This is a genomic window from Streptomyces sp. NPDC051913 (assembly GCF_044593635.1).
In the GTDB taxonomy this organism is placed as follows: Bacteria; Actinomycetota; Actinomycetes; order Streptomycetales; family Streptomycetaceae; genus Streptomyces.
Window position 1 is genome coordinate 221,613 of sequence record NZ_JBIUCI010000005.1, and the last position, 22,985, is coordinate 244,597.

A 22,985-nucleotide genomic window follows, 5' to 3' on the forward strand; every position below is an offset into this window, starting at 1 on the left:
GCCGACCGTCAAAACCGATACGCCTCAACCTCCGCGAGATACCGAGCCCGCCGCTCCTCGTCATGCTCAAGAAAACTCGCCACGAACGAGTTCCGGGCCAGCTCCCGCAACCGCTCCTCCCCCAACCCCAACGCGGACCCCACCGCATCAAAGTTGTCCCCCACATACCCCCCGAAATAGGCAGGGTCGTCAGAGTTCACGGTGCACAACAGACCGGCGTCCAACATCGCCGGCAACGGATGATCGCCGAGCACGTCGACCGTCCGCAGCCGCACATTCGACAGCGGACACAAGGTCAACGGCACCCGCTCCCGCACGAGCCGCTCCACCAGCTCCGCATCCTCCATGCACCGCAGCCCATGGTCGATCCGCTCCACCCCGAGCACGTCCAGCGCCTCGGTGATGTACTCCGGCGGCCCCTCCTCCCCCGCATGGGCGACCCGCCGCAACCCCAGCGCGGCGGCGGCCTCGTACACCTCGCGGAACTTCACCGGCGGATGCCCGACCTCGGCGGAGTCGAGCCCGACGCCGACGATCCGGTCGAGGTACGGCTTCGCGGCCTCCAGCGTCTCCAGGGCCGACTCGGCGGACTCGTCCCGCAGGAAGCACATGATCAGCTGCGTGGAGACACCGTGCCGCGCCTCGCTCTCACCGAGCGCCCGCCACAACCCGTCCACCACCGTGCCCATGCCCACACCGCGCGCGAGGTGCGCCTGCGGATCGAAGAAGATCTCCGCGTGCCGCACGCCCTGCGCGGCGGCGCGGGCGAGATAGGCGTTCGCCAGGTCCTCGAAGTCGCGCTCGGTGCGGAGCACGGCCATGAGCTCGTAGTACAGGTTCAGGAACGACTGGAGGTCGTCGAAGTCGTACGCCTTGCGCAGCTCTTCGGTGTCCGCGTACGGCAGCTCGACGCCGTTGCGCGCGGCCAGCTCAAACGCCAGCTCGGGCTCCAGCGTGCCTTCGATGTGCAGGTGCAGTTCAGCTTTGGGGAGGGGCATCAAAGCATCGTACGACCGCTTTACCGCCGTTTCGGAACCGGCACCCGCAGCAGGTCGTGCGCCACCGTCAGCTCCCCCTCGAACCCGGCCGCCCGCGCCTGCCGTTCGAACTCGTCGGGGTCGGTGTAGCGCTGGCTGAAGTGGGTGAGGACGAGATGCCGTACGCCGGCGTCCCGGGCGACCGTCGCGGCCTGCCCGGCGGTGAGGTGGCCGTGCTCGACCGCGAGGTGTGTGTCCTCGTCGAGGAACGTCGACTCGATGACGAGCATGTCGCAGCCGTCGGCGAGCGCGTGGACGCCGTCGCACAGCCGGGTGTCCATGACGAACGCGAACCGCTGCCCGCGCCGGACCTCGCTGACGTCCGCCAGCGCCACACCGCCCACCGCACCCTCGCGCTGGATGCGTCCTACGTCCGGGCCCTTGATGCCGTGCGCGGCGAGACGGTCGGGCAGCATACGGCGGCCGTCGGGTTCCACGAGGCGGTAGCCGTACGACTCGACGGGGTGGGAGAGTTTGCGCGCCTCCAGCGCATAGGAAGAAGCCACGGCCAGCACGCCGTCCGCGCTCACCGGCGCCTCGGTGATCCCGACCGTCTCCCGGTACGCCGTCGCGTACCGCAGTCGGTCGAAGAAGCGCTGCCCCGACTTCGGGTAGTGGGCGGTGATCTCGTGCGGGACGCGGTCGAGGTTGATGCGCTGGAGGACGCCCGCGAGACCGAGGGAGTGGTCGCCGTGGAAGTGGGTGACGCAGATCCGGTTCAGGTCGTGCGCGGCGACCCCGGCGCGCAGCATCTGGCGCTGGGTGCCCTCGCCCGGGTCGAAGAGGATGCCCTCGCCGTCCCAGCGCAGGAGGTAGCCGTTGTGGTTGCGGTGCCGGGTGGGGACCTGGCTGGCGGTGCCGAGGACCACCAATTCACGTACGGACACGGTGACTTACCCGGGGGGCCAGGCGAGGCCGCGGCCACCGAGGACGTGCGCGTGGGCGTGCCAGACGGTCTGGCCCGCGCCGGCGCCCGTGTTGAAGACGATGCGGTAGCTCTCCAGCTTCTCCTCGTCGGCGACGGTCTGCGCCTCGCGCAGCACGTCGGCGGCGATGACGGGCTCCGCGGCGGCGAGTGCTGCGGCGTTCTCGTAGTGGACCTTGGGGATGACCAGGACGTGCGTGGGCGCCTGGGGGTTGATGTCCCGGAAGGCGACGGTGGTGTCCGACTCACGGACGATGGTCGCCGGGATGTGACCCTCGACGATCTTGCAGAACAGGCAGTCCGCCTGCGGCTCCCCTGGCATGTTCGTCCTCTCGCCCTGTCGCCGATGTCTCGGGGCATCGTATCGAGCAGGTCAGGGAAGCGACGGAGGCACCTTCGCCGGAGTCCCCTCCAGCGCCTCCAGCGCCAGCCTGATCGCCTCGTCCAGTTGGGGGTCCCGGCCGGCCGCGTGGTCCTGCGGGCGCTGGAGGACCTCCACGTCCGGGTCCACGCCGTGGTTCTCCACGCCCCACTCGTAACCCTCCAGCCAGAACGCGTACTTGGGCTGGGTGACGAGCGTGTCGTCGACGAGGTGGTAGCGGCTGTCGATGCCGATCACCCCGCCCCAGGTGCGCGTGCCGACGACCGGACCGATGCCGAGGGCCTTGATGGCCGCGTTGACGATGTCGCCGTCGGAGCCGGAGAACTCGTTGGCGACGGCCACCACCGGGCCGCGCGGGGCGTCCTGGGGGTAGCTGTAGGCGCGCATGCCGCGGGGGCGGGCCCAGCCGACGATCCGGCGGGCCAGTTTCTCCACCACCAGCTGGGAGGTGTGGCCGCCGCGGTTCTCTCGGACGTCGACGACCAGGCCCTCGCGGGCCACCTCGACACGCAGGTCGCGATGGATCTGGGCCCAGCCGGGGGCCTGCATGTCGGGGACGTGGAGGTAGCCGAGGCGGCCGGCGGAGCGCTCGTGGACGTAGGCCCGGCGGTCGCTCACCCAGGCGTGGTAGCGCAGCGGCTCCTCGTCGGCGACCGGGACGACGACCGCGTGCCGTACGTCTCCGCCGCCCGCCGGCGAGATCGTCAGCTCGATCGGCTTGCCCGCCGTGCCGACGAGCAGCGGCCCCGGGCCCGTCACCGGGTCGACCGGTCGTCCGGCGACCGCGACGATCGCGTCCCCGGCGCGGACCGCGACGCCGGGGGCGGCGAGCGGGGAACGGGCGTCGGGGTCGGAGGTCTCCGAGGGAAGGATGCGGTCGATGCGCCAACTGCCGCCCTCGTGCCGGGAGATGTCGGCACCGAGCAGACCCTGCCGGGCGCCGTTGCCGTGGCCGCCGCGCGGGACCACGTAGGCGTGCGAGGTGCCCAACTCGCCCTGGACCTCCCACAGGAGGTCGACCAGGTCGTCGTGGGTGGCGACGCGGTCGAGGACGGGGCGGTAGCGGTCGAGGACGCCGTCCCAGTCGGCGCCGCCGAGGTCGGGGAGCCAGAAGTGGTCGCGCAGGAGGCGGCCCGTCTCGTCGTACATCTGCCGCCACTCGGCCGCCGGGTCGATCGTCTGGCGGACACGGGAGAGGTCGACGGTGATGTTGGTGTCGCTGTCGTCGTCGTTCGAGGCGCGACGGTCGCTCGGTACGACCTTGATCCGGCCGTCGGTCCACAGCAGGACCCGTTTGCCGTCGCCGCTGACGGCGAAGTGGTCGGCGTCGGCGGCCAGATGCTCGATGCGCTGCTGGACGAGGTCGAAGCGCTCCAGCTCGGTCTTGGGGTCCGGGGCGTCGGGCGTGGCCCGGGAGGCGCCCAGCACCCCGCGCACCGGGTGGCGCAGCCACAGGACGCCGTCCTTGGCGGTGCGCAGGTCGGAGTAGCGGGCGGCCTCCACCGGGAACGGCACGATCCGGTCGGCGAGCCCGTCGAGGTCGATGCGGGTGGCGGGGGTGCCCTCGCTGTCGGGGGTCTCGTCCTTGTCGGGCGCGTCGAAGGGTCGGCCGTGGCGCTGCGGGCCGAAGGGCGAGGGCGTGGTCGCGGCGAGGGTGATGAGGTGCGGGCGGGCGCCCTCCACGAAGGCCAGGTCGAAGACGTGCTCGTCGTAGACCGGGTCGAAGGAGCGGGTGGAGAGGAACGCCAGGTGCTTGCCGTCGAGGGTGAACGCGGGGGCGTAGTCCTGGAAGCGCAGCGGGGTCGCCTCGGTGACCGACAGGTCGGTGGTGTTGGCGAGGCGGAGCTGGCACAGCGGGCGCGGGCCGGGGTGGGACCAGGCGAGCCAGGCGGAGTCGGGGGAGAAGACCAGCCCGGAGGCGTCGCCGTCCTCGCTGCGGTCGACCTCGCGGACCTCGCCGGTCTCGCGCTCCACGAGGAGGACGCGCCCGTCGTGCGAGGCGACGGCGGCCCGGCTGCCGTCGGGCGCCATCGTCAGGTCGAGGACCCGGCCGAGCTGTCCGGCGGCGAGCCGGCGCGGGGTGGCGCCGGGGGCGAGGCCGGTGGCGGGCCCGAACTCCAGGGCGTCGTCGCCCTCGGCGTCCGTCACCCACACCACCCACTCCTCGCCGTCGGCCCGGAAGGCCTGCGGCAGCCGGGACCGCACACCGGGCCGCGCGGCGAGCGCACGGGCCGGACCGGAGCGGTGGGTGACCCAGTGCACGGCACCGCGCACACAGACGGCACTGCCGCGCGCGGTGTGGTCGGGGGAGGCCGACTCGACCCAGCGGGAGGCGTTCAGGGTGTACGGCTGGAGGTCGGCCCGCGACCCGCCGAGCCGGATGTCCAGCCGGCGCGGCTCCGCCCCGTCCAGGTCGTCGAGGACCCACAGCTCACCGGCCGAGGCGTAGACGACCCGGGTGCCGTCCCCGGCCGCGTGCCGGGCGTAGAAGCCGTCGACCGGTGTGTGCCGGCGCAGATCGCTCCCGTCGGCTAGGGAGGAGTAGAGCGCCCCCACACCCTCGTGGTCGGAGAGAAACGCGATCCGCTCCCCCGCCCACACCGGGAACTCGATGTTCCCGTCGAGCTCCTCATGCAGCCGTACGAACTCCCCGTCGCCTCCGTCGTCGATCCACAACTTGCCCGCGGTGCCGCCCCGGTACCGCTTCCACCAGGCCGCCTCCCGCCCCATGGGCGCCGACAGCAGCACGGTGGACGGCCCTTGGGCGACGGCGCCGACCGGGCCGTACGGCAGGACGGTGGACGGCCCGCCGTCGAGCGGCACCGCGTGCGCCCAGGAGCGGCGCAGGCTGGCCTGGCCGTGGGTGGTGAGGGCGAGGACCTCCCCGTCCGGGGTCCAGCCGCGCACCTGGGTCCGCCAACTCCCCCAGTGGGTGAGCCGTTTCGCGGGCCCGCCGTCGACCGGCGCGATGTGCACCTCGGGTGCCCCGTTGCGCGTCGAGGTCCAGGCGACGGTCGTGCCGTCGGGTGAGACACGCGGCGTGGAGACCGGCACGTTGTCGGTGCTGACCCGCCAGGCCCGGCCGCCGTCGAGGGGCGCGATCCACACGTCGTCCTCGGCGGTGAAGGCCACCAAGTCGCCGGTCAGGTGCGGGTATCGGAGATACGCGGGCGTCACGGGCTGGGTCACCCGATCACCCTAAGGTCATTTGCCCTGCACCGGGCGGCAGTCCGGGTACTTGTCGCACCACACGGTCTCCGTGACGGTGACGGTGACCGTGGCACCGGGGTTGTTGTCGGCGGGCTCGGGAGTGGCGTTGCAGTTGCCCAGCCCGTTCACCTGGAACCACTGCTTCCCGTCGATCTTCGCGGTCAGCTCCCCGCGCACACACTGCCCGTTGACGACCCGCGTGATCTTCCCGTCGGCCTTGATGTCCTTGCCGTCGTTGGTCTCGCCGGTGCAGTGCACCTCGGCGACGGCGTTCTCGGTCGCGGTCGGGGTGGGGCGGTTGCCGTAGGAGGCCTGGCAGGTGAGCCACTGCACCTTGGCGTGCTGCCGCTCCAGCTCCTTGGTGACGGTCTGGTCGGTGGTGTACGCCACGGACGCGGAACTAAGCCCCGCGGGATCACAGGCGACGGCCCCACCGACGGTCACCACGACAAGCGCGGCCACCGCGCCGATACGTCGGCCCCGGTGCCGCCAAATCCTCCTCAATACCCCCATGGAGGGCAGCTTCCCACTGTCCCGCCCGCCGCGGTAGGCCGCATACGGACACTCGTCCCACATTCGAGTGAAGCCCTCGCGGAAAACCCGGAGACCGGACACCGTCCGCCCGCCTAGCGTGACGCCATGCGCAAAGACCGCCGGCTCCGCCGTCTCGTCGTCGACGAGCAGACGACGTATCTGTGGAACTTCCGTCAGAGGAAGGGCGCCGACGGCGTCTGGCGGGACGTCGTCACCCTGCACCGCGGTGGCCGACGTACCCGGTTCGTGTTCCTGCCGGGCGAGGCGGGCTCGGGCCGGTACCTCTCCGAAGGCCACCCCTGGTTCCAGGGCTGGGCGATGGACGGCCAGGGCGCGGGGATCAACCTGCGTGAGCCGGGTGTCGTACGCGCCCTGCTCGACGAGGCGACGCGGCGCGGTCTGATGCCGTCCGGTGAGGGGGAGTTGGACGGCTGGGAGTTCTTCTACGCCGTCGCCGAGGCCGTCGATCTCAAGCGCGCAGCAGCAGCCACTCCTGGAGCTCCACCAGGTTCCCCTCCGGGTCCTTGAGGTGGGCGACCCGCATCCGGTCGGTCATGGGGGCGGGGCCGTGCAGCAGGACGGCGCCCCGCCCGGCGATCTGCTCGCAGTAGGAGTCCAGGTCGTCGACGCGCAGCACCACCAACGACCGGTGCCCGGTGGCGTCGTCGCCCAACTCGCCGAGAACGCCCGCCATCATGGCCCGGTCCTGGAGGGCGATGCCGGCCGCCCCGGTGGAGGGGCTGAACTTCTCGTACGGTCCCTCGGTCGCCCCCGACTGCGGCTTCAGACCGAGGACTTCGGCGTAGAAGCGGTAGCAGGCGGCGAAGTCGGTGACGAGAAGCCGTACTTGGGCGAGTTCCACGGTGTTTCCCCCGGAGGATCGGTCAGGACCAGCGGCCGGTGCGGCCGAGGAGCAGGGCCGCGGCCGCCGTCCCGGCGGTCGACGTACGCAACACGGTAGGGCCCAGCACGTACGCCTTCGCACCGGCCTCCTCGAAGAGCGCCAACTCGTCCTTGGCGACGCCCCCTTCGGGGCCGACGACGAGGACGATCTCACCCTCGTCGGGGAGTTCGGCGGTGGCGAGCGCCTGACTGCCGCGCTCGAAGTCGGAGTGGAGCACGGCGGCGAAGTCGGCGCGGGCGAGCAGCGCGGCGACCTGCTTGGTCGTGGCCAGGTCCGCGACCTCGGGGAAGCGGACGCGGCGGGACTGCTTGCCGGCCTCGCGGGCGGTGGCCCGCCACTTGCCGAGCGCCTTCAGCCCGCGGTCGCCCTTCCACTGGGTGATGCAGCGGGCCGCCTGCCAGGGCACGACGGCGTCGACGCCGACCTCGGTCATGGTCTCGACGGCGAGTTCACCGCGGTCGCCCTTGGGGAGGGCCTGGACGACGGTGATGCGCGGTTGCGCCACCGGTTCCTCGCTGACGCCGTCCAACTGGACGATCAGCCGGTCCTTGCCCTCGGTGGCGAGCACGACGCAGTCGGCCCAGCGGCCCGCGCCGTCGGTGAGGATGACGTCCTCGCCGGGCTGGAGACGCTTCACGGAGACGGCGTGCCGTCCCTCGGGTCCGTCGAGGACGTAGTGGCCGCCGCCACCGGCGTCGAAGTGCTCGACCACGAAAACGGGAGCGGTCATCGCGGGTCACCTCCGGCGTTCCGGAATCCGGACAACGCTGTCGTGGCGTCGGCGAGTTCGGCGGCCAGCACCTCCACGAGCTGCCCGGCGGGCAGCGGGCGGGCCATCCGGTGCCCCTGTCCCGCCCACAGCGCCATGCCCTGCGGGTCACCGGCCTTGGCGGCGGCCTTGCGCAGGGGGGAGGTGAGGTGGTGGACCTCGGGGTAGGCGGCGGGGGCGTACGGGCCGTGCTCGCGCAGGAACCGGTTGACGAGCCCGCGGGCCGGCCGGCCGGAGAAGGCGCGGGTCAGTTCGGTGCGTACGAAGAGGGGGTTGGTCAGCGCCTGCTTGTGGAGATCGGCGGCGCCGGACTCGGAGGTGGCGAGGAAGGCGGTGCCGAGCTGGGCGGCACTGGCGCCCGCGGCGAGGACGGCGGCGATCTGGCTGCCGCGCATGAGGCCGCCGGCGGCGACGACGGGGATCCCCACGGTTTCCCGGATCTGTCCGACCAGCGAGAGCAGGCCGAGCCCGGCGCCGTCGGTCTCGGGGACGTCCCGGTGGGTGCCCTGGTGTCCGCCGGCCTCGATGCCCTGCGCGATCACCGCGTCGGCCCCGGCCCGCTGCACGGCGAGGGCCTCGTCCGGGGTGGTCGCGGTGACGAGCGTGAAGGTCCCGGCCCTCCGCAGCGCCTCCAGCACCTCGCCGCCCGGCACCCCGAAGTGGAAGGAGACGACGGGTACGGGGTTGTCGAGGAGTACGGCGAGCTTGGCGTCGTATCCGTCGTCCCGCCCGCTGTCGGGATCACCGAGCTCGGTCTCGTACCAGGCGGCTTCCCCGGCCAGCTGGTGCGAGTAGACATCCACGGCGGCCGGGTCCGCGTACTCGGGCTGCGGCATGAACAGATTGACGCCGAAGGGCCGTCCGGTGAGCCCGCGCAGCTGCTTGATCTCCTGGTACATGCCGTCGGCCGTCTTGTACCCGGCGGCGAGGAACCCGAGCCCCCCGGCGTCGGACACGGCCGCGGCCAGCCGCGGCACGGAGACCCCGCCCGCCATGGGGGCCTGCACGATCGGATAGGGGAAGAGATCGGTCAGCGCGGAGGACATGCCCGCATGTTGTCACGTCCCCCGAACAAGTCCGAATCCAGCCTTCCACCTGGCATAGTCCACTGACGCCACTGGGCGCCGAGCGGCTTTCACCACCGACGCCCAGCCCACCTCAGCGACCGTTGAACGCATCCTTCAACCGCGAGAACAGTCCCTGCTGACCCGGCTGGAACTGCCCCTGGGGCCGCTCCTCGCCTCTCAGCTTGGCCAGCTCGCGCAGCACGCGCTCCTGCTCCGGGTCCAGCTTGTTCGGGGTCTGCACCTCGACGTGCACGATGAGATCGCCCCGGCCGCCGCCCCGCAGATGCGTGACACCGCGCCCGTGCAGCGGGATCGACTGCCCGGACTGGGTGCCCGGCCGGATGTCGACCTCCTCCAGCCCGTCCAGCGTCTCCAGCGGCACCTTCGTACCGAGCGCCGCCGCCGTCATCGGAATCGTCACCGTGCAGTGCAGATCGTCACCGCGCCGCTGGAACATCGCGTGCGGCAGCTCGTGGATCTCGACGTACAGGTCACCGGCGGGACCGCCGCCGGGCCCGACCTCGCCCTCACCCGCGAGCTGGATCCGCGTGCCGTTGTCCACACCGGCCGGGATCTTCACGGTCAGCGTGCGACGGGAGCGGATCCGGCCGTCACCGGCGCACTCGGGACACGGCGTCGGAACCACCGTGCCGAACCCCTGGCACTGCGGGCACGGACGCGAGGTCATGACCTGGCCCAGGAAGGACCGCGTCACCTGCGAGACCTCACCGCGCCCACGGCACATGTCACATGTCTGGGCCGAGGTTCCCGGCGCCGCGCCCTCACCGTTGCAGGTGTTGCAGACGATGGCCGTGTCGACCTGGATGTCCTTCGTGGTGCCGAAGGCCGCCTCGTCGAGCTCGATCTCCAGCCGGATCATCGCGTCCTGGCCGCGCCGGGTGCGCGAGCGCGGACCGCGCTGGGACGCCGTACCGAAGAACGCGTCCATGATGTCCGAGAAGTTCCCGAAGCCGCCGGCGCCGAAGCCGCCCGCGCCCCCGCCACCCGCCTGGGACAGCGGGTCGCCGCCGAGGTCGTAGACCTGCTTCTTCTGCGGGTCCGACAGCACCTCGTAAGCGGCGTTGATCTCCTTGAACCGCTCCTGGGTCTTCGGATCCGGGTTGACGTCCGGGTGCAGCTCGCGTGCGAGCCGACGGAACGCCTTCTTGATCTCATCCTGCGACGCGTCGCGGCGCACGCCGAGAACGGCGTAGTAGTCCGTGGCCACTTACGACTCCGCCAGGATCTGTCCGACGTACCGTGCCACCGCTCGTACCGCTCCCATCGTTCCCGGGTAATCCATGCGGGTCGGTCCGACCACGCCGAGCTTGGCTACTGCCTCGCCGCCCGAACCGTAGCCGACCGACACCACCGAAGTTGAGTTGAGTCCCTCATAGGCGTTCTCGTGACCGATGCGTACGGTCATGCCCGAATCCCCGGCCTCGCCAAGCAACTTGAGGAGCACGACCTGCTCCTCCAGTGCCTCCAGGACCGGCCGGATGGTGAGGGGGAAGTCATGTCCGAAACGGGTGAGATTGGCGGTACCGCCGATCATCAACCGCTCCTCGTTCTCCTCGACCAGTGTCTCCAGCAGCGTGGAGAGCACTGTCGCGACCGTACCCCGATCCTCGACGTCGAAGCCCTCGGGCAGGTCCTCGACCAGCCGCGGCACATCGGTGAACCGACGCCCCGCGACCCTGCTGTTGAGCCGCGCCCGCAGATCGGCCAGCGAGGCCTCCCCGAAGGGCGCCGGGCAGTCGACCATGCGCTGCTCGACCCGGCCCGTGTCGGTGATCAGGACGAGCATCACCCGTGCGGGGGCGAGCGAGAGCAGCTCCACGTGCCGCACGGTGGATCGGGTCAGCGACGGATACTGCACCACCGCCACCTGCCGGGTGAGCTGCGCGAGCAGCCGCACGGTCCGGGCCACCACGTCGTCGAGGTCGACGGCGCCGTCGAGGAAGTTCTGGATCGCGCGCCGCTCGGGCGCGGTCATGGGCTTGACGCCCGCGAGCTTGTCGACGAACAGCCGGTAGCCCTTGTCGGTGGGGATGCGCCCGGCGCTGGTGTGCGGCTGGGCGATGTACCCCTCGTCCTCCAGGGCGGCCATGTCGTTGCGCACGGTCGCCGGGGAGACGCCGAGGCTGTGCCGCTCGGTGAGGGCCTTGGAGCCCACGGGCTCCTCCGTCCCCACATAGTCCTGGACGATGGCGCGCAGCACCTGAAGCCTGCGTTCACTCAGCATCGCGCACACCTCCAGAAGTCGATCCCCAGGCCCCTGCCTGGCACTCTGTCCGTCCGAGTGCCAGCGTTCCCCGCGGCCCAGTGTACGGCGGTGGGGTGCCACCCGGGCAAGGTCGGTCGGGGTGTGACAGCTCGTGAACCGCTCGTACGGCTAGCGTCGCGGTATGACGGTGACTTGGGAAGAGCTGGGGTGGCAGCGGGTCGCGGCCGGGGTGGGCCGGTGCCGGCTGCCGGTCTGGGACTGCACGGCGGGCCTGGTCGTCGGGGCGGAGACGGCCCTGTTGGTGGACGCCGGGTCGAGCCTCGCGGAGGGGGCGCGACTGCGGGCTCAGGCGGAGTCGCTCGCCGGGCACCGTGTGACTCATCTCGCGCTGACCCACCCCCACTTCGACCATGTCTTCGGCGCGGCGGCGTTCGCGGGTGCGGAGGTGTTCGGGCCGGTCGGCATGGACACGCTGCTCGGCCAGACCCAGGCCCGCGCGGAGCTGCGCGCGGACGCGATCCGCAACGGCCTGGAGGCGGGGCGGGCCGACGAGGCCGTGGACTCCCTCACTCACCCCCGCCATCTGGTCTCCGGCGAGTGGACCCTCGACCTGGGCGGCGGCCGGCAGGTCCTGCTGGCCAACGTCGGCCCCGGGCACACCGCCCACGATCTCGCGGTGCTGGTGCCGGGCTCGCCCGAGGTGGTGTTCTGCGGCGACCTGGTCGAGGAGTCCGGTGATCCGCAGGCGGGCCCGGACGCCGTACCGTCGCACTGGCCGGCCGCCCTTGACCGTCTCCTCGCCCTGGGCGGCGGGGACGCGCTGTACGTGCCCGGTCACGGAGCGGTGGTGGACGCGGCGTTCGTCCGGGCACAGCGCGACGCCCTGGCGCGGCGTTTCGGCGTGTCGCCCTGACCGCACCCCGGCTTCTCCTATCGTCATCCGAATGCGCCAGTACTCCGCCGATCTGACCCCGCCGTGGAAGAAGCCGAAGCCCGTCCCGGAGGTCCCGGCCGAGCCCGGCCTGGTGGTCGAGGAGCCCGGCACCGGTTTCTGCGGCGCGGTGATCCGCTGCGAGGCGGGCACGGTGACCCTGGAGGACCGCTTCGGCAAGCTCCGGGTGTTCCCGCTGGAGCCGCGGGGCTTCCTGCTGGAGGGGCGGGTGGTGACGCTCGTACGCCCGTCGTCATCGGCTCCTGTACGTCCCACGCGTACGGCCTCCGGCTCGGTCGCCGTCCCCGGCGCTCGCGCGCGCGTGGCCCGCGCCGGCCGCATCTACGTCGAGGGCCGGCACGACGCCGAGCTGGTCGAGAAGGTCTGGGGCGACGACCTGCGCATCGAGGGCGTGGTCGTGGAGTACCTGGAGGGCGTGGACGACCTCCCGGCGATCGTGGCCGACTTCGCCCCGGGCCCCGACGCCCGCCTGGGCGTCCTGGTGGACCACCTGGTGCCGGGCAGCAAGGAGTCCCGTATCGCGGCCTCGGTGACCAGCGAACACGCCCTGGTCGTAGGCCACCCGTACATCGACATCTGGGAGGCGGTGAAACCGTCGTCCCTGGGCATCGAGGCGTGGCCCAGGGTCCCCCACGGCCAGGACTGGAAGAAGGGCGTGTGCAGCGCACTGGGCTGGCCGCCGGAGAACACGGGCGCGGTATGGCAGGCGATCCTGAAGCGGGTGAACTCGTACAGGGACCTGGAGCCGGAGCTCTTGGGCCGAGTAGAAGAACTGATCGATTTCGTCACGGCCTGACTGGACCCACCTGAAGGGGCGCGGGGCTGTGTCTATTTGCGGCTCCGCCGCGTGGGCGCGACCAGCCCCCACCGGCCCGCACCCGCCCAACGACCTCTCAGTCCACCAGGTCCCGCACCACCGCATCCGCCAGCAGCCGCCCCCGAAGCGTCAGCACCGCGCGCCCCTCGTCGTACGACTCCTGCCACAGCAGCCCGTCCGACAGCGCCCGGCGAGCAGCTCGCAGACCCTCCTCACGGAGCAGATCAAGCGGCACCCCTTCCCGCAGCCGCAGCTCCAGCAGAATCCGCTCGACCCTCCGGTCCTCCTCCGACAACACCTCACGCCCCGCCCCCGGCGACCTCCCCGCAGCCAGCGCCGCCGCGTACGCGCCGGGATGCTTCACGTTCCACCACCGCACCCCGCCCACGTGCGAGTGCGCTCCAGGACCGGCCCCCCACCAGTCCGCGCCCCGCCAGTACAGCTCGTTGTGGAGGCACCGCCCGGCCTCGGAGGTCGCCCAGTTCGACACCTCGTACCAGTCGAAGCCGGCCGCCGCGAACGCGTCCTCCGCGATCAGATACCGGTCCGCGTGCACGTCGTCGTCGGTCATCGGCACCTCGCCGCGGCGGATCCGCCGGGCCAGCTGCGTGCCCTCTTCCACGATCAACGCATACGCGCTGACGTGGTCCGGCCCCGCGCCGATCGCCGCGTCCAGGGACGCCCGCCAGTCGTCGTCCGACTCGCCCGGGGTGCCGTAGATCAGATCCAGGTTGACGTGCTCGAAGCCCGCCGCCCGCGCCTCCGCCACGCACGCCTCGGGGCGCCCGGGCGTATGGGTCCGGTCCAGCACGCGCAGCACATGCTGCTTCGCGCTCTGCATGCCGAACGAGATCCGGTTGAAGCCGCCCGCGCGCAGGGTCGCCAGATACGACGGGTCCACCGACTCCGGATTCGCCTCCGTCGTGACCTCGGCGTCCGGCGCGAGGCCGAACTCGTCGCGGATCGCCGCGAGCATCCGTACGAGATCACCCGCGGCCAGCAGTGTCGGCGTACCGCCCCCGACGAACACCGTCCGGACCGGACGCGGGTCGTCCCCGAGCACCTTCCGGGCGAGCCTGATCTCGTCGATCAGGGTGTCCGCGTAGTTGTCGCGGGAGGCGAGGACACCGCCGCTGCCGCGCAGCTCGGTGGCGGTGTAGGTGTTGAAGTCGCAGTACCCGCAGCGGGTCGCGCAGTACGGGACGTGCAGATAGAACCCGAGGGGGCGCTCGGCGGCTCCGGAGAGCGCGTGCGCGGGGAGTGCGCCGTCGTCGGGGACGGGCTCGCCGTCGGGGAGTGCGGAAGGCATGCCTTCCATTGTCCAGTACCCCGCCGGCTACTCGGCCTGGAGCACCAGCAGGGCAAGATCGTCGTCGGGCGGTCGTACGCCGAATTCGTGCACCAGCCGTTTGATGCGCTCGGCGATGAGCGGGGCGGTCAGGCCCGCGCAGCCGGCGAGGGCCTCGGCGAGGCCGTCGCCGTCGTCGAACTGGCGGGAGCCGCTGCGCCGCTCGGTCACCCCGTCGGTGACGCACAGGAGGGTGTCGCCGTGGCGCAGCTCGATGACCTCGCTGGTGTAGACGGCGTCCTCGACGACCCCGAGGAGGGTCTGCGGCTGGGCGACCGTGCGGACCCCGCCGTCCGGGCCCAGCAGCAGGGGCAGGGGGTGGCCGGCGGAGGCGAGGGTGACCTGGACGCCGCCGTCGAAGGGCACGAGCTGGCCGAAGAGGAGGGACAGGAAGCGGGTCTGCGGGCCGTCGGCGGCCGCGGCGAGGCCGGCCGGTCCGGCGAAGGCGCGGGCGGCGGCGTCGGCGGCCTCGGTGGCGTCGTCGAGGAGGAGCTGGTTGAGGCGGTCGAGGACGTCGGCGACCTCGTACCCCTCGCGGGCCAGCAGCCGCAGCCAGGGCCGGGCCAGCCCGATCACCACGGCCGCCTCCGGCCCCTTGCCCTGGACGTCGCCGATGGCGAAGCACCAGCGGCCGTCGCCGGACGGGAAGAGGTCGTAGAAGTCGCCGCTGGGGCCCGCCTTGTCGCAGGGCTCGTAGACGAGCGCGCTGCTCACGCCGGGGATCTCGGCGACGGCGCCGGGCAGCAGTCCGCGCTGGAGGACGGCGCTGATCGTGGCCTGGCGGGCGTACTGGCGGGCGGCGCTGATGGCGAGGGCGACCCGGCGGCCCAGGTCCTCGACGAGCCCGGTGATCTCGTCCGGGAAGCGCAGCAGGCCCGCCCGCCCGATGACCAGCGTGCCGAGCGGACGGCCGCCGGCGATCAGGCGGTACGCGAGGGCCGCGCCGTGGGTGCCGTGCGGGCCGAGCGCCTCGCCGGGCCAGGGGAAGGAGACGGGCCCCGAGCGCGGCGGGTCGGGAGGACGCGGCGCCTCCTTCTCCAGGGCCCGGCGCAGGTCTTCGATGAGGTTCTCGCTGCCGTGCCAGACGCGGGCCAGCCGCGGCCCCGGCCCGGCGATCGCGTCGGCGCCCCAGCCTCCGACGCCGCCCGCGCCGTCGGCCTCGGCCCCGCGCGGGGAGCCCCAGCGCCCCATGAGCTCGTCCTCCAGCCACACCGCGCACCAGTCGGCCAGCCGCGGCACGATCAGCTGTCCGGCGAGCGCGGCCACCAGGTCCTCGTCGAGCTGCCCGGCGAGCAGGTCGGAGGCCTCGGCGAGGAAGGACAGGGCGCCTCGGTTGAGCCACTCCCGGTCGCGCTCGGCGCGCTGGGGTTCGGGCGCGAGGATCTCGGCGACCCGCAGACCGCGCTCCCCCGGGTAGGGGTCGGTGTCGCCGACGGCGGCGCAGCCGTCGTCGGTGAGCCGGGCCCATACGGTCTTGGAGCCGGTGCGGTACGTGATCCCCCAGGACTCGGCGAGGGCGGCGACCAGGCGAAGGCCGCGGCCGTACTCCGGTGTGCCGGGGTGGCTTTCCGGCGCGCCGGTGGCGAACTCGCTCCTCTCGTACGGAGGTTCGGGCGCGCCGGCGCGCGGGGCGCGTGAGGGGTGGTGGTCGGTGACCTCCACGACGACCGCGCCGGTGGCCTCCATACGGCAGTCCAGTGCGATGTCGGTGCCCGCGTGGACGACCGCGTTGGTGACGAGTTCGCTGGTCACGATCGTGAGGTCGTCGGTGAGGCGATCGGTGAGCTGTTCGGCGCCGGGCAGGCCGAGTTCGGCCCATTCGGCGAGCGCGGCGCGCAGCAGTGCGCGGGCGGCGCCCGGCGCGTGCGAGCTCCCGGAAAGGGTCGCGTGCGCCCGGGCGCACGGGAGCACGCCGTCGGGCACAGGCGCATCAGAGGCACGGGGATCGCTCTCCCGTTGCGTCGGAATGGCCCCCATGTCCAGCTCCCCGAGCAGTTCGGACGAATACACCTCAGTCGATGCGGACAGAGTGACAGACTGGCTGCGCCCATAAGCGCCGAGTTACCGAAGTGGGCCGCCATGAGTGAGAACAGTGCTACGCGTGTGCTCGAAGACGGACAGAATCAGGACCAGATTCGAGCATCGGATCTGCGTCCGCTGCTCGCCGCGATGACGGCCGCGCGGGACGGGCACTTCTCGAAGGTGCCGGAGACGGGGCACGGCCCCGTCGTGGCCGAGCTGTCCGCGATCTTCAACCAGTTGGTGGACCGCAACGTCCACTTCACCACGGAGGTCCAGCGGGTCAAGCGGGAGCTGGTGCGGCACGGCCGGCTGGACGAGCGGCTCTCGCCGAGCCCCGGTGCCGGCGCCTGGGCCTCCCGGGTCAGCGATGTGAACCAGCTGCTGGACGCCCTGGTCGCCCCGGCCGCCAACGCGACCCGGGTGCTCGACGCGGTGGCCGGCGGCGATCTGACCCAGCGGGTCGATCTGCACGACGGCAACCGCCAGTTGCGGGGCGATCTGCGCCGGCTCGGCCGGGCCGTGAACAAGATGGTCGACCAGTTGTCGCTGTTCACGGGTGAGGTGACCCGGGTCGCCCGAGAGGTCGGCACCGAGGGGCGGCTCGGCGGGCGGGCCAAGGTGACGGGTCTGTCCGGCAGTTGGCGGGATGTGACCGAGGCGGTCAACACCATGGCCTCCCGGCTGACCGCGCAGGTCCGTGACATCGCCCTGGTGACCACGGCCGTGGCCCGCGGCGACCTGACCCGCACGGTCACCGTCGAGGCCACCGGTGAGCTGCTGGAACTGAAGCTGACCGTGAACACGATGGTGGACCAGCTCTCCGCCTTCGCCGACGAGGTCACCCGCGTCGCCCGCGAGGTCGGCACCGAGGGGCAGCTGGGCGGACGCGCTCAGGTGCGGGGCGTGAGCGGCGTCTGGAAGGACCTCACCGACAACGTCAACTTCATGGCTTCGAACCTGACTTCCCAGGTCCGCAACATCGCCCAGGTGACGACCGCCGTGGCCAACGGCGACCTGTCGCAGAAGATCACCGTGGACGCGCAGGGCGAGATCCTCGAACTGAAGTCGACCATCAACACGATGGTGGACCAGCTCTCCGCCTTCGCCGACGAGGTCACCCGCGTCGCCCGCGAGGTCGGCACCGAAGGCAACCTCGGCGGCCGGGCCCAGGTGCGGGGCGTGAGCGGCGTCTGGAAGGACCTCACCGACAACGTCAACTTCATGGCCGACAACCTGACCTCGCAGGTCCGCAACATCGCCCTGGTCTCCACCGCGGTGGCCCAGGGTGACCTCGGCAAGAAGATCACGGTCGAGGCGAAGGGCGAGATCCTGGAGCTGAAGTCCACGATCAACACGATGGTGGACCAGCTCTCCGCCTTCGCCGACGAGGTCACCCGCGTCGCCCGCGAGGTCGGCACCGAAGGCAACCTCGGCGGCCAGGCGCAGGTGCGGGGCGTGAGCGGCGTCTGGAAGGACCTCACCGACAACGTCAACTTCATGGCGCTGAACCTGACTTCGCAGGTCCGCAACATCGCCCAGGTGACGACCGCCGTCGCCAACGGCGACCTCTCCAAGAAGATCACGGTCGACGCCCGGGGCGAGATCCTGGAGCTGAAGGACACCGTCAACACGATGGTGGAGCAGCTACGGGCCTTCGCCGACGAGGTCACCCGTGTCGCCCGCGAGGTCGGCACCGACGGTCGGCTGGGCGGTCGCGCACAGGTGCTGGGCGTGTCCGGTGTCTGGCGTGACCTGACCGACAACGTCAACTACATGGCCGACAACCTGACCTCGCAGGTGCGGAACATCGCCCAGGTGACGACCGCCGTGGCCAACGGCGACCTCTCCAAGAAGATCGACGTGGACGCGCGCGGCGAGATCCTGGAGCTGAAGACCGCCATCAACACCATGGTCGACACGCTGTCCTCCTTCTCCTCCGAGGTCACCCGCGTGGCCCGCGAGGTCGGCTCCGAGGGCCAACTCGGCGGCCAGGCACGGGTCGAGGGCGTGTACGGCACCTGGAAGCGTCTGACGACCAATGTGAACGAGCTGGCGTCGAACCTCACCACCCAGGTCCGCGCGATCGCCGAGGTGGCCTCCGCGGTGGCCCAGGGCGACATGTCCCGCTCGATCACCGTGGAGACGCAGGGCGAGGTCGCCGAGCTGAAGGACAACATCAACCTGATGGTGGCCAACCTCCGCGAGACGACCCGTGCGAAGGACTGGCTTGAGTCGAACCTGGCCCGGCTCGCCGCGCTGATGCAGGGCCACCGCGACCTGATGGAGGTCGCCGACCTGATCCTGCGCGAGCTGACGCCGCTGGTGAACGCCCAGTACGGGGCGTTCTTCCTGGCCGACCCGGACGAGGACGGCGCATCCATCCGCACAACCGTTCCTGCAAAGGGACTGGCGTTCATCGCGGGCTACGGCTCGGCCCAGGGCGCGACCGTGGAGACCGGCGGCCTCCCCGTGCACGGTCTGGTCCGCCAGGCGGCCCGCGAGAAGAAGCGCATCCTCGTCGAGGAGGCCCCGCCGGACTACATCAAGATCAACAGCGGTCTGGGCGAGGCGGCTCCCACGAGCGTCGTGATCATCCCGATCCTCTTCGAGGACAAGCTCCTCGGCGTCATCGAACTCGCCTCGTTCTCCCGCTTCTCCGACGTCCACCTGGCGTTCTTCGACCAGTTCGTGAACACCATCGGCGTCGCGATCAACACCATCATCGCCAACTCCCGCACGGAGTCCCTGCTCGGCGAGTCCCAGCGCCTCGCGATGCAGCTCCAGGAACGCTCGGACGAACTCCAGAAGCAGCAGGCGGAGTTGCAGCGTTCCAACGCGGAACTGGAGGAGAAGGCGGCCCTGTTGGCCACCTCCTCCCAGTACAAGTCGGAGTTCCTGGCGAACATGTCGCACGAACTCCGCACCCCCCTGAACTCCCTGCTGATCCTGGCGAGGCTGCTCTCCGACAACCCGGACGGCCATCTGTCGGACCAGGAGGTCCAGTTCGCGACGACGATCCACCGCTCGGGCTCGGATCTCCTCCAGCTCATCAACGACATCCTCGACCTGTCCAAGATCGAGGCGGGCCGGATGGACGTCCGCCCGAAGAAGCTCCCGCTGATCAAGCTCCTCGACTACGTCCACGCCACCTTCCGCCCGCTCACCCTCGACCGGGGGCTCGCCTTCGAGGTGTCCGTCGGCGAGGACGTACCGCGTGAGATGTACTCCGACGAACAGCGCCTCCAGCAGATCCTGCGCAACCTGCTGTCCAACGCGATCAAGTTCACCGCGGGCGGCCGGGTCGAGCTCCGGGTGAACCGGGTCAAGGACCCCGAGCGCAGGTACGTCCGGGAGAGCGACGAGGTGATCGCGTTCGCCGTCACCGACACCGGGATCGGCATCGCGGCCGAGAAACTCCCGGTGATCTTCGAGGCGTTCCAGCAGGCCGACGGCACCACCAACCGCAAGTACGGCGGCACCGGCCTCGGGCTGTCCATCAGCCGGGAGATCGCCGGCCTGCTGGGCGGCCGTATCGTCGCCGAGAGCGAACCCGGCAAGGGCTCCACCTTCACGCTCTACGTCCCCGTCGTCAGCCCCGGCCACTCGGCGACCGGCCCGGTCCCCGAGGACCGCTCCCTGCCGACGGTGCCGGAACAGCACTCCTCGGAGCCCTACACGGCCGCCCACGACGTGGACGACGCCTGGCCCGCACCGACCAAACTGGAGGCGTGGAAGTCGGGCCGGGCGGGCCAGGTGCTCCCCGGGCGCCGGGTGCTGATCGTCGACGACGACATCCGCAACGTCTTCGCCCTCACCCATGTCCTGGGCCGGGTCGGCATGCCCGTCCTCTACGCCGAGAACGGCCGCGAGGGCATCGAGACGCTGGAACGCAACCCCGACGTCGAACTCGTCCTGATGGACATCATGATGCCGGAGATGGACGGCTACGAGACCATCGCCGCCATCCGCCGCACCCCCCGCTGGACGGGGCTGCCCATCGTCGCGCTGACCGCGAAGGCGATGCCGGGAGACCGCGAGAAGTCGATCGCGCGGGGCGCCAACGACTACGTACCCAAACCGGTCGACGTCGACCAGCTGCTGACCGTGGTCTGCGCACTCCTGGACCCCGAGGGCGAGGACGAGGACGAGACCGATCCCGCCGCGGAATCCGCCGTAGAGGAACCGGACACGACAGAGGACGTGGCGGTTCCGCCGACGACTGAATGAGGCACAGTCACCATGAGCGCTGAGGCAACGACCGACGAGCGCGCCAGCATCCTCCTGGTCGACGACATGGAGGACAACCTGATCGCGCTGGAGGCCGTCCTGGGGTCCCTCAACGAGCCGCTCGTCCGGGCACGTTCGGGCGAGGAGGCGATGAAGGCGCTGCTGCGCCGGCAGTTCGCCCTCGTACTGCTCGACGTCCGCATGCCGGGCATGGACGGCTTCGAGACCGCCGCGAACATCAAACGGCTCGACCAGACCAAGGACGTCCCGATCATCTTCCTGACCGGCGCGGAGGACGACTCCGGCTACGCCTTCCGCGGCTACGCCACCGGCGCGGCCGACTACCTGACCAAGCCGTTCGACCCCTGGGTCCTGAGGGCGAAGGTCAGCGTCTTCCTGGACCTGCACAGAAAGAACCAGCAGCTGGAACGGCTACTGGCCCAGGACCAGGCGGATTACGGGGAGGTGAGCAGCAGACTGGCGGAGCTGGAGGCGGAGTTGGAGACCGAGGGTCCCCCGGACCGGGCGGCGCTGCGCACCCGGATCCAGGAGCTACGACAACTGTTGAACAGGGGCCGGGGCTAAAGGCTTTTTCTCGGGGGCGCGGGGAACTGCGCGACCAGCCCCCACGCACCCGCACCGCACCCGCCTACGCCTCGCGAGTACCCGCGTACATCTCGTCAATCAGATGCTTGTACTCCCGCTCCACAACCGGCCTCTTCAACTTCAGACTCGGCGTGATCTCACCATGCTCCACATCGAGATCCCGAGGCAGCAACCGGAACTTCTTGATGGTCTGCCACCGCTGAAGCCCCCCGTTGAGTTCCTTGACGTACCCCTCGACAAGCGCCACCGCGGCCGGATCGGCGACGACCTCCGCGTACGGCTTCCCACCGAGCCCGTTCTCCTCGGCCCAGCCCAGAATCGCGACCTCGTCGAGAGCGATCAGCGCCGTGCAGAAGTTCCGGTCGGCACCGTGCACGAGGATGTTGGAGACGTACGGGCACACCGCCTTGAACTGACCCTCGACCTCGGCCGGCGCGATGTACTTGCCGCCGGACGTCTTGATGAGGTCCTTCTTGCGGTCGGTGATCCGGAGGTACCCGTCGGGCGAGAGCTCACCGATGTCCCCGGTGTGGAACCAGCCGTCGCTCTCCAGCACCTCGGCGGTCTTCTCGGGCAGCCCGTGGTAGCCCTCCATGATGCCGGGGCCGCGCAGCAGGATCTCGCCGTCGTCCGCGATGCGCACCTCCGTGCCGGGCAGCGGCTTGCCGACCGTGCCGGTGCGGTACGCCTCGCCGGGGTTCACGAAGGAGGCCGCCGAGGACTCCGTGAGGCCGTAGCCCTCCAGGATGTGGATGCCGGCGCCGGCGAAGAAGTACCCGATCTCGGGCGAGAGCGCCGCCGACCCGGAGACACACGCGCGCAGGTTCCCGCCGAACGCCTCGCGGATCTTGGCGAAGACCAGCGCGTCGGCGACCTTGTGCTTGGCGGAGAGGCCGAAGGGCGCGCTCGCCGTGCCGGTGCGGCGGAAGTTGTCCTGGCTGGCCTTGGCGTACTCGCGGGCCACCTGGGAGGCCCACTGGAAGATCTTGTACTTGGCGCCGCCGCCCGCCCGGGCCTTCGCGGCGACCCCGTTGTAGACCTTCTCGAAGATGCGCGGAACGGCGGCCATGTACGTCGGCTGCACGACCGGCAGATTCTCGATGATCTTGTCGACGCGGCCGTCGACGGCGGTGACGTGCCCGACCTCGATCTGGCCGGAGGTGAGGACCTTGCCGAAGACGTGCGCGAGGGGCAGCCAGAGGTACTGCACGTCCTCGGCGCTGATCAGCCCGGTCGCGGCGATGGCCTTGGCCATGTAGGCCCAGTTGTCGTGCGGGAGGCGGACGCCCTTGGGGCGGCCCGTGGTGCCCGAGGTGTAGATGAGGGTGGCCAGCTGGTCCTTGGTGATCGCGCCGACCTTCTCCTTGATCAGGTCGGGGTCCTTCTCCAGGCGGGCCGCGCCCCGGGCCTCCAGCTCGGCCAGGGTGAGCACCCAGTCGCCGGTCTCCACGCCCTCGGCGTCGATGACCACGACATGGGTCAGCTCAGGCAGCTCGGCGCGCTTGTCGACCGCCTTGGCCAACTGCTCGGCGTTCTCCGCGAACAGGACGCGGCTCTCGGAGTCGGAGACGATGAACGCCGACTCCTCGGCGTTGGTCTGCGGATACACCGTGGTCGTGGCGGCACCGGCGCACAGGATGCCCAGGTCGGCGAGGATCCACTCGACCCGGGTCGAGGAGGACAGCGCGACCCGCTGCTCGGGCTGCACCCCGAGCTCGATCAGGCCGGCGGCGATCGCGTAGACCCGCTCGGCGGTCTGCCCCCAGCTCAGCGACTTCCACTCGTCGGGGCCCTCACCGGAGGCCGGAGGCACCGGGTAGCGGTACGCCTCCGCGTCCGGCGTGGCCGCAACGCGCTCAAGGAAGAGGGTCGCCACGCTCGGCGGACGGTTCTCGATCAGGGTCTGTGTGTCGCTCACGACATCCTCCGGGGCCCGCGACAGTGCGGCGGCTGGCTCA

At 71.2% G+C, this 22,985-nt stretch carries 18 protein-coding genes; 5 read left to right on the top strand and 13 right to left on the bottom strand.

The features are described 5' to 3' along the window. Window positions 1-8: 8 nt before the first annotated feature. From ACIHIX_RS17050 to ACIHIX_RS17070, 5 genes are read right to left on the bottom strand one after another with little or no spacing between them, the layout of a single operon-like run. Window positions 9-998, bottom strand: a complete 990-nt coding sequence (locus ACIHIX_RS17050; RefSeq protein WP_399956114.1) for an adenosine deaminase — start codon at window positions 996-998, stop codon at window positions 9-11. A gap of 20 nt (window positions 999-1,018) precedes the next feature. Continuing rightward, entirely contained in the window at window positions 1,019-1,924 is a 906-nt protein-coding gene (locus ACIHIX_RS17055; RefSeq protein WP_399956117.1) for a ribonuclease Z, read from the bottom strand. 6 nt (window positions 1,925-1,930) lie between these two features. Then, window positions 1,931-2,284, bottom strand: coding sequence for a histidine triad nucleotide-binding protein (locus ACIHIX_RS17060; protein WP_399956120.1), 354 nt, complete (start codon window positions 2,282-2,284; stop codon window positions 1,931-1,933). 51 nt (window positions 2,285-2,335) lie between these two features. Further along, the gene (locus ACIHIX_RS17065) at window positions 2,336-5,533 is read right to left on the bottom strand and encodes a S41 family peptidase (RefSeq protein ID WP_399956123.1); all 3,198 of its coding nucleotides are present in this window, start codon (window positions 5,531-5,533) and stop codon (window positions 2,336-2,338) included. 15 nt (window positions 5,534-5,548) lie between these two features. After that, entirely contained in the window at window positions 5,549-6,067 is a 519-nt protein-coding gene (locus ACIHIX_RS17070) for a hypothetical protein (protein WP_399956126.1), read from the bottom strand. 126 nt (window positions 6,068-6,193) lie between these two features. Between ACIHIX_RS17070 and ACIHIX_RS17075 the strand changes: the two genes are divergently transcribed. Continuing rightward, window positions 6,194-6,616 carry a hypothetical protein gene (locus ACIHIX_RS17075; RefSeq protein WP_399956129.1) on the top strand — a complete coding sequence of 141 codons (423 nt, stop codon included), beginning with the start codon at window positions 6,194-6,196 and terminating at the stop codon, window positions 6,614-6,616. Here the strand turns inward: ACIHIX_RS17075 and ACIHIX_RS17080 are convergent. The 5 genes from ACIHIX_RS17080 to hrcA form a co-directional block, all read right to left on the bottom strand. Further along, window positions 6,558-6,950, bottom strand: coding sequence for a VOC family protein (locus ACIHIX_RS17080; protein WP_399956132.1), 393 nt, complete (start codon window positions 6,948-6,950; stop codon window positions 6,558-6,560). The genes ACIHIX_RS17075 and ACIHIX_RS17080 overlap by 59 nt on opposite strands. Window positions 6,951-6,972: 22 nt before the next feature. Beyond that, window positions 6,973-7,722, bottom strand: a complete 750-nt coding sequence (locus ACIHIX_RS17085; RefSeq protein ID WP_399956135.1) for a 16S rRNA (uracil(1498)-N(3))-methyltransferase — start codon at window positions 7,720-7,722, stop codon at window positions 6,973-6,975. Continuing rightward, complete coding sequence (locus tag ACIHIX_RS17090; protein WP_399956138.1) at window positions 7,719-8,807, bottom strand: nitronate monooxygenase; 1,089 nt, start codon at window positions 8,805-8,807, stop codon at window positions 7,719-7,721. Before ACIHIX_RS17090 ends, ACIHIX_RS17085 begins: the two co-directional genes overlap by 4 nt. A 112-nt stretch (window positions 8,808-8,919) precedes the next feature. Continuing rightward, entirely contained in the window at window positions 8,920-10,056 is a 1,137-nt protein-coding gene (gene dnaJ, locus ACIHIX_RS17095) for a molecular chaperone DnaJ (RefSeq protein ID WP_399956141.1), read from the bottom strand. Next, window positions 10,057-11,073, bottom strand: coding sequence for a heat-inducible transcriptional repressor HrcA (hrcA, locus tag ACIHIX_RS17100; RefSeq protein ID WP_399956142.1), 1,017 nt, complete (start codon window positions 11,071-11,073; stop codon window positions 10,057-10,059). A 163-nt stretch (window positions 11,074-11,236) separates the two neighbouring features. Between hrcA and ACIHIX_RS17105 the strand changes: the two genes are divergently transcribed. Together ACIHIX_RS17105 and ACIHIX_RS17110 are read left to right on the top strand one after the other, a co-directional pair. Continuing rightward, window positions 11,237-11,968 carry an MBL fold metallo-hydrolase gene (locus ACIHIX_RS17105; RefSeq protein WP_399956144.1) on the top strand — a complete coding sequence of 244 codons (732 nt, stop codon included), beginning with the start codon at window positions 11,237-11,239 and terminating at the stop codon, window positions 11,966-11,968. A 31-nt stretch (window positions 11,969-11,999) separates the two neighbouring features. Further along, window positions 12,000-12,803: a DUF3097 domain-containing protein gene (locus ACIHIX_RS17110; RefSeq protein ID WP_399956147.1), complete on the top strand. Its 804-nt coding sequence runs from the start codon at window positions 12,000-12,002 to the stop codon at window positions 12,801-12,803. 97 nt (window positions 12,804-12,900) lie between these two features. Here ACIHIX_RS17110 and hemW read toward each other — a convergent pair whose 3' ends face one another. Beyond that, window positions 12,901-14,133: a radical SAM family heme chaperone HemW gene (hemW, locus tag ACIHIX_RS17115; protein WP_399956150.1), complete on the bottom strand. Its 1,233-nt coding sequence runs from the start codon at window positions 14,131-14,133 to the stop codon at window positions 12,901-12,903. Window positions 14,134-14,160: 27 nt separating this feature from the next. Beyond that, on the bottom strand, window positions 14,161-16,149 hold the full coding sequence (locus ACIHIX_RS17120) for a SpoIIE family protein phosphatase (RefSeq protein WP_399956153.1): 1,989 nt from the start codon (window positions 16,147-16,149) through the stop codon (window positions 14,161-14,163). 102 nt (window positions 16,150-16,251) lie between these two features. Between ACIHIX_RS17120 and ACIHIX_RS17125 the strand changes: the two genes are divergently transcribed. Both ACIHIX_RS17125 and ACIHIX_RS17130 read left to right on the top strand, forming a co-directional pair. Continuing rightward, window positions 16,252-20,421, top strand: a complete 4,170-nt coding sequence (locus tag ACIHIX_RS17125; RefSeq protein WP_399956156.1) for a HAMP domain-containing protein — start codon at window positions 16,252-16,254, stop codon at window positions 20,419-20,421. 12 nt (window positions 20,422-20,433) lie between these two features. Continuing rightward, window positions 20,434-21,006, top strand: coding sequence for a two-component system response regulator (locus tag ACIHIX_RS17130; RefSeq protein ID WP_399956159.1), 573 nt, complete (start codon window positions 20,434-20,436; stop codon window positions 21,004-21,006). A gap of 64 nt (window positions 21,007-21,070) precedes the next feature. Here ACIHIX_RS17130 and ACIHIX_RS17135 read toward each other — a convergent pair whose 3' ends face one another. Beyond that, window positions 21,071-22,945 (bottom strand): AMP-dependent synthetase/ligase, encoded by a 1,875-nt coding sequence (locus ACIHIX_RS17135; RefSeq protein WP_399956162.1) that lies wholly within the window; start codon window positions 22,943-22,945, stop codon window positions 21,071-21,073. Window positions 22,946-22,985: the final 40 nt, after the last annotated feature.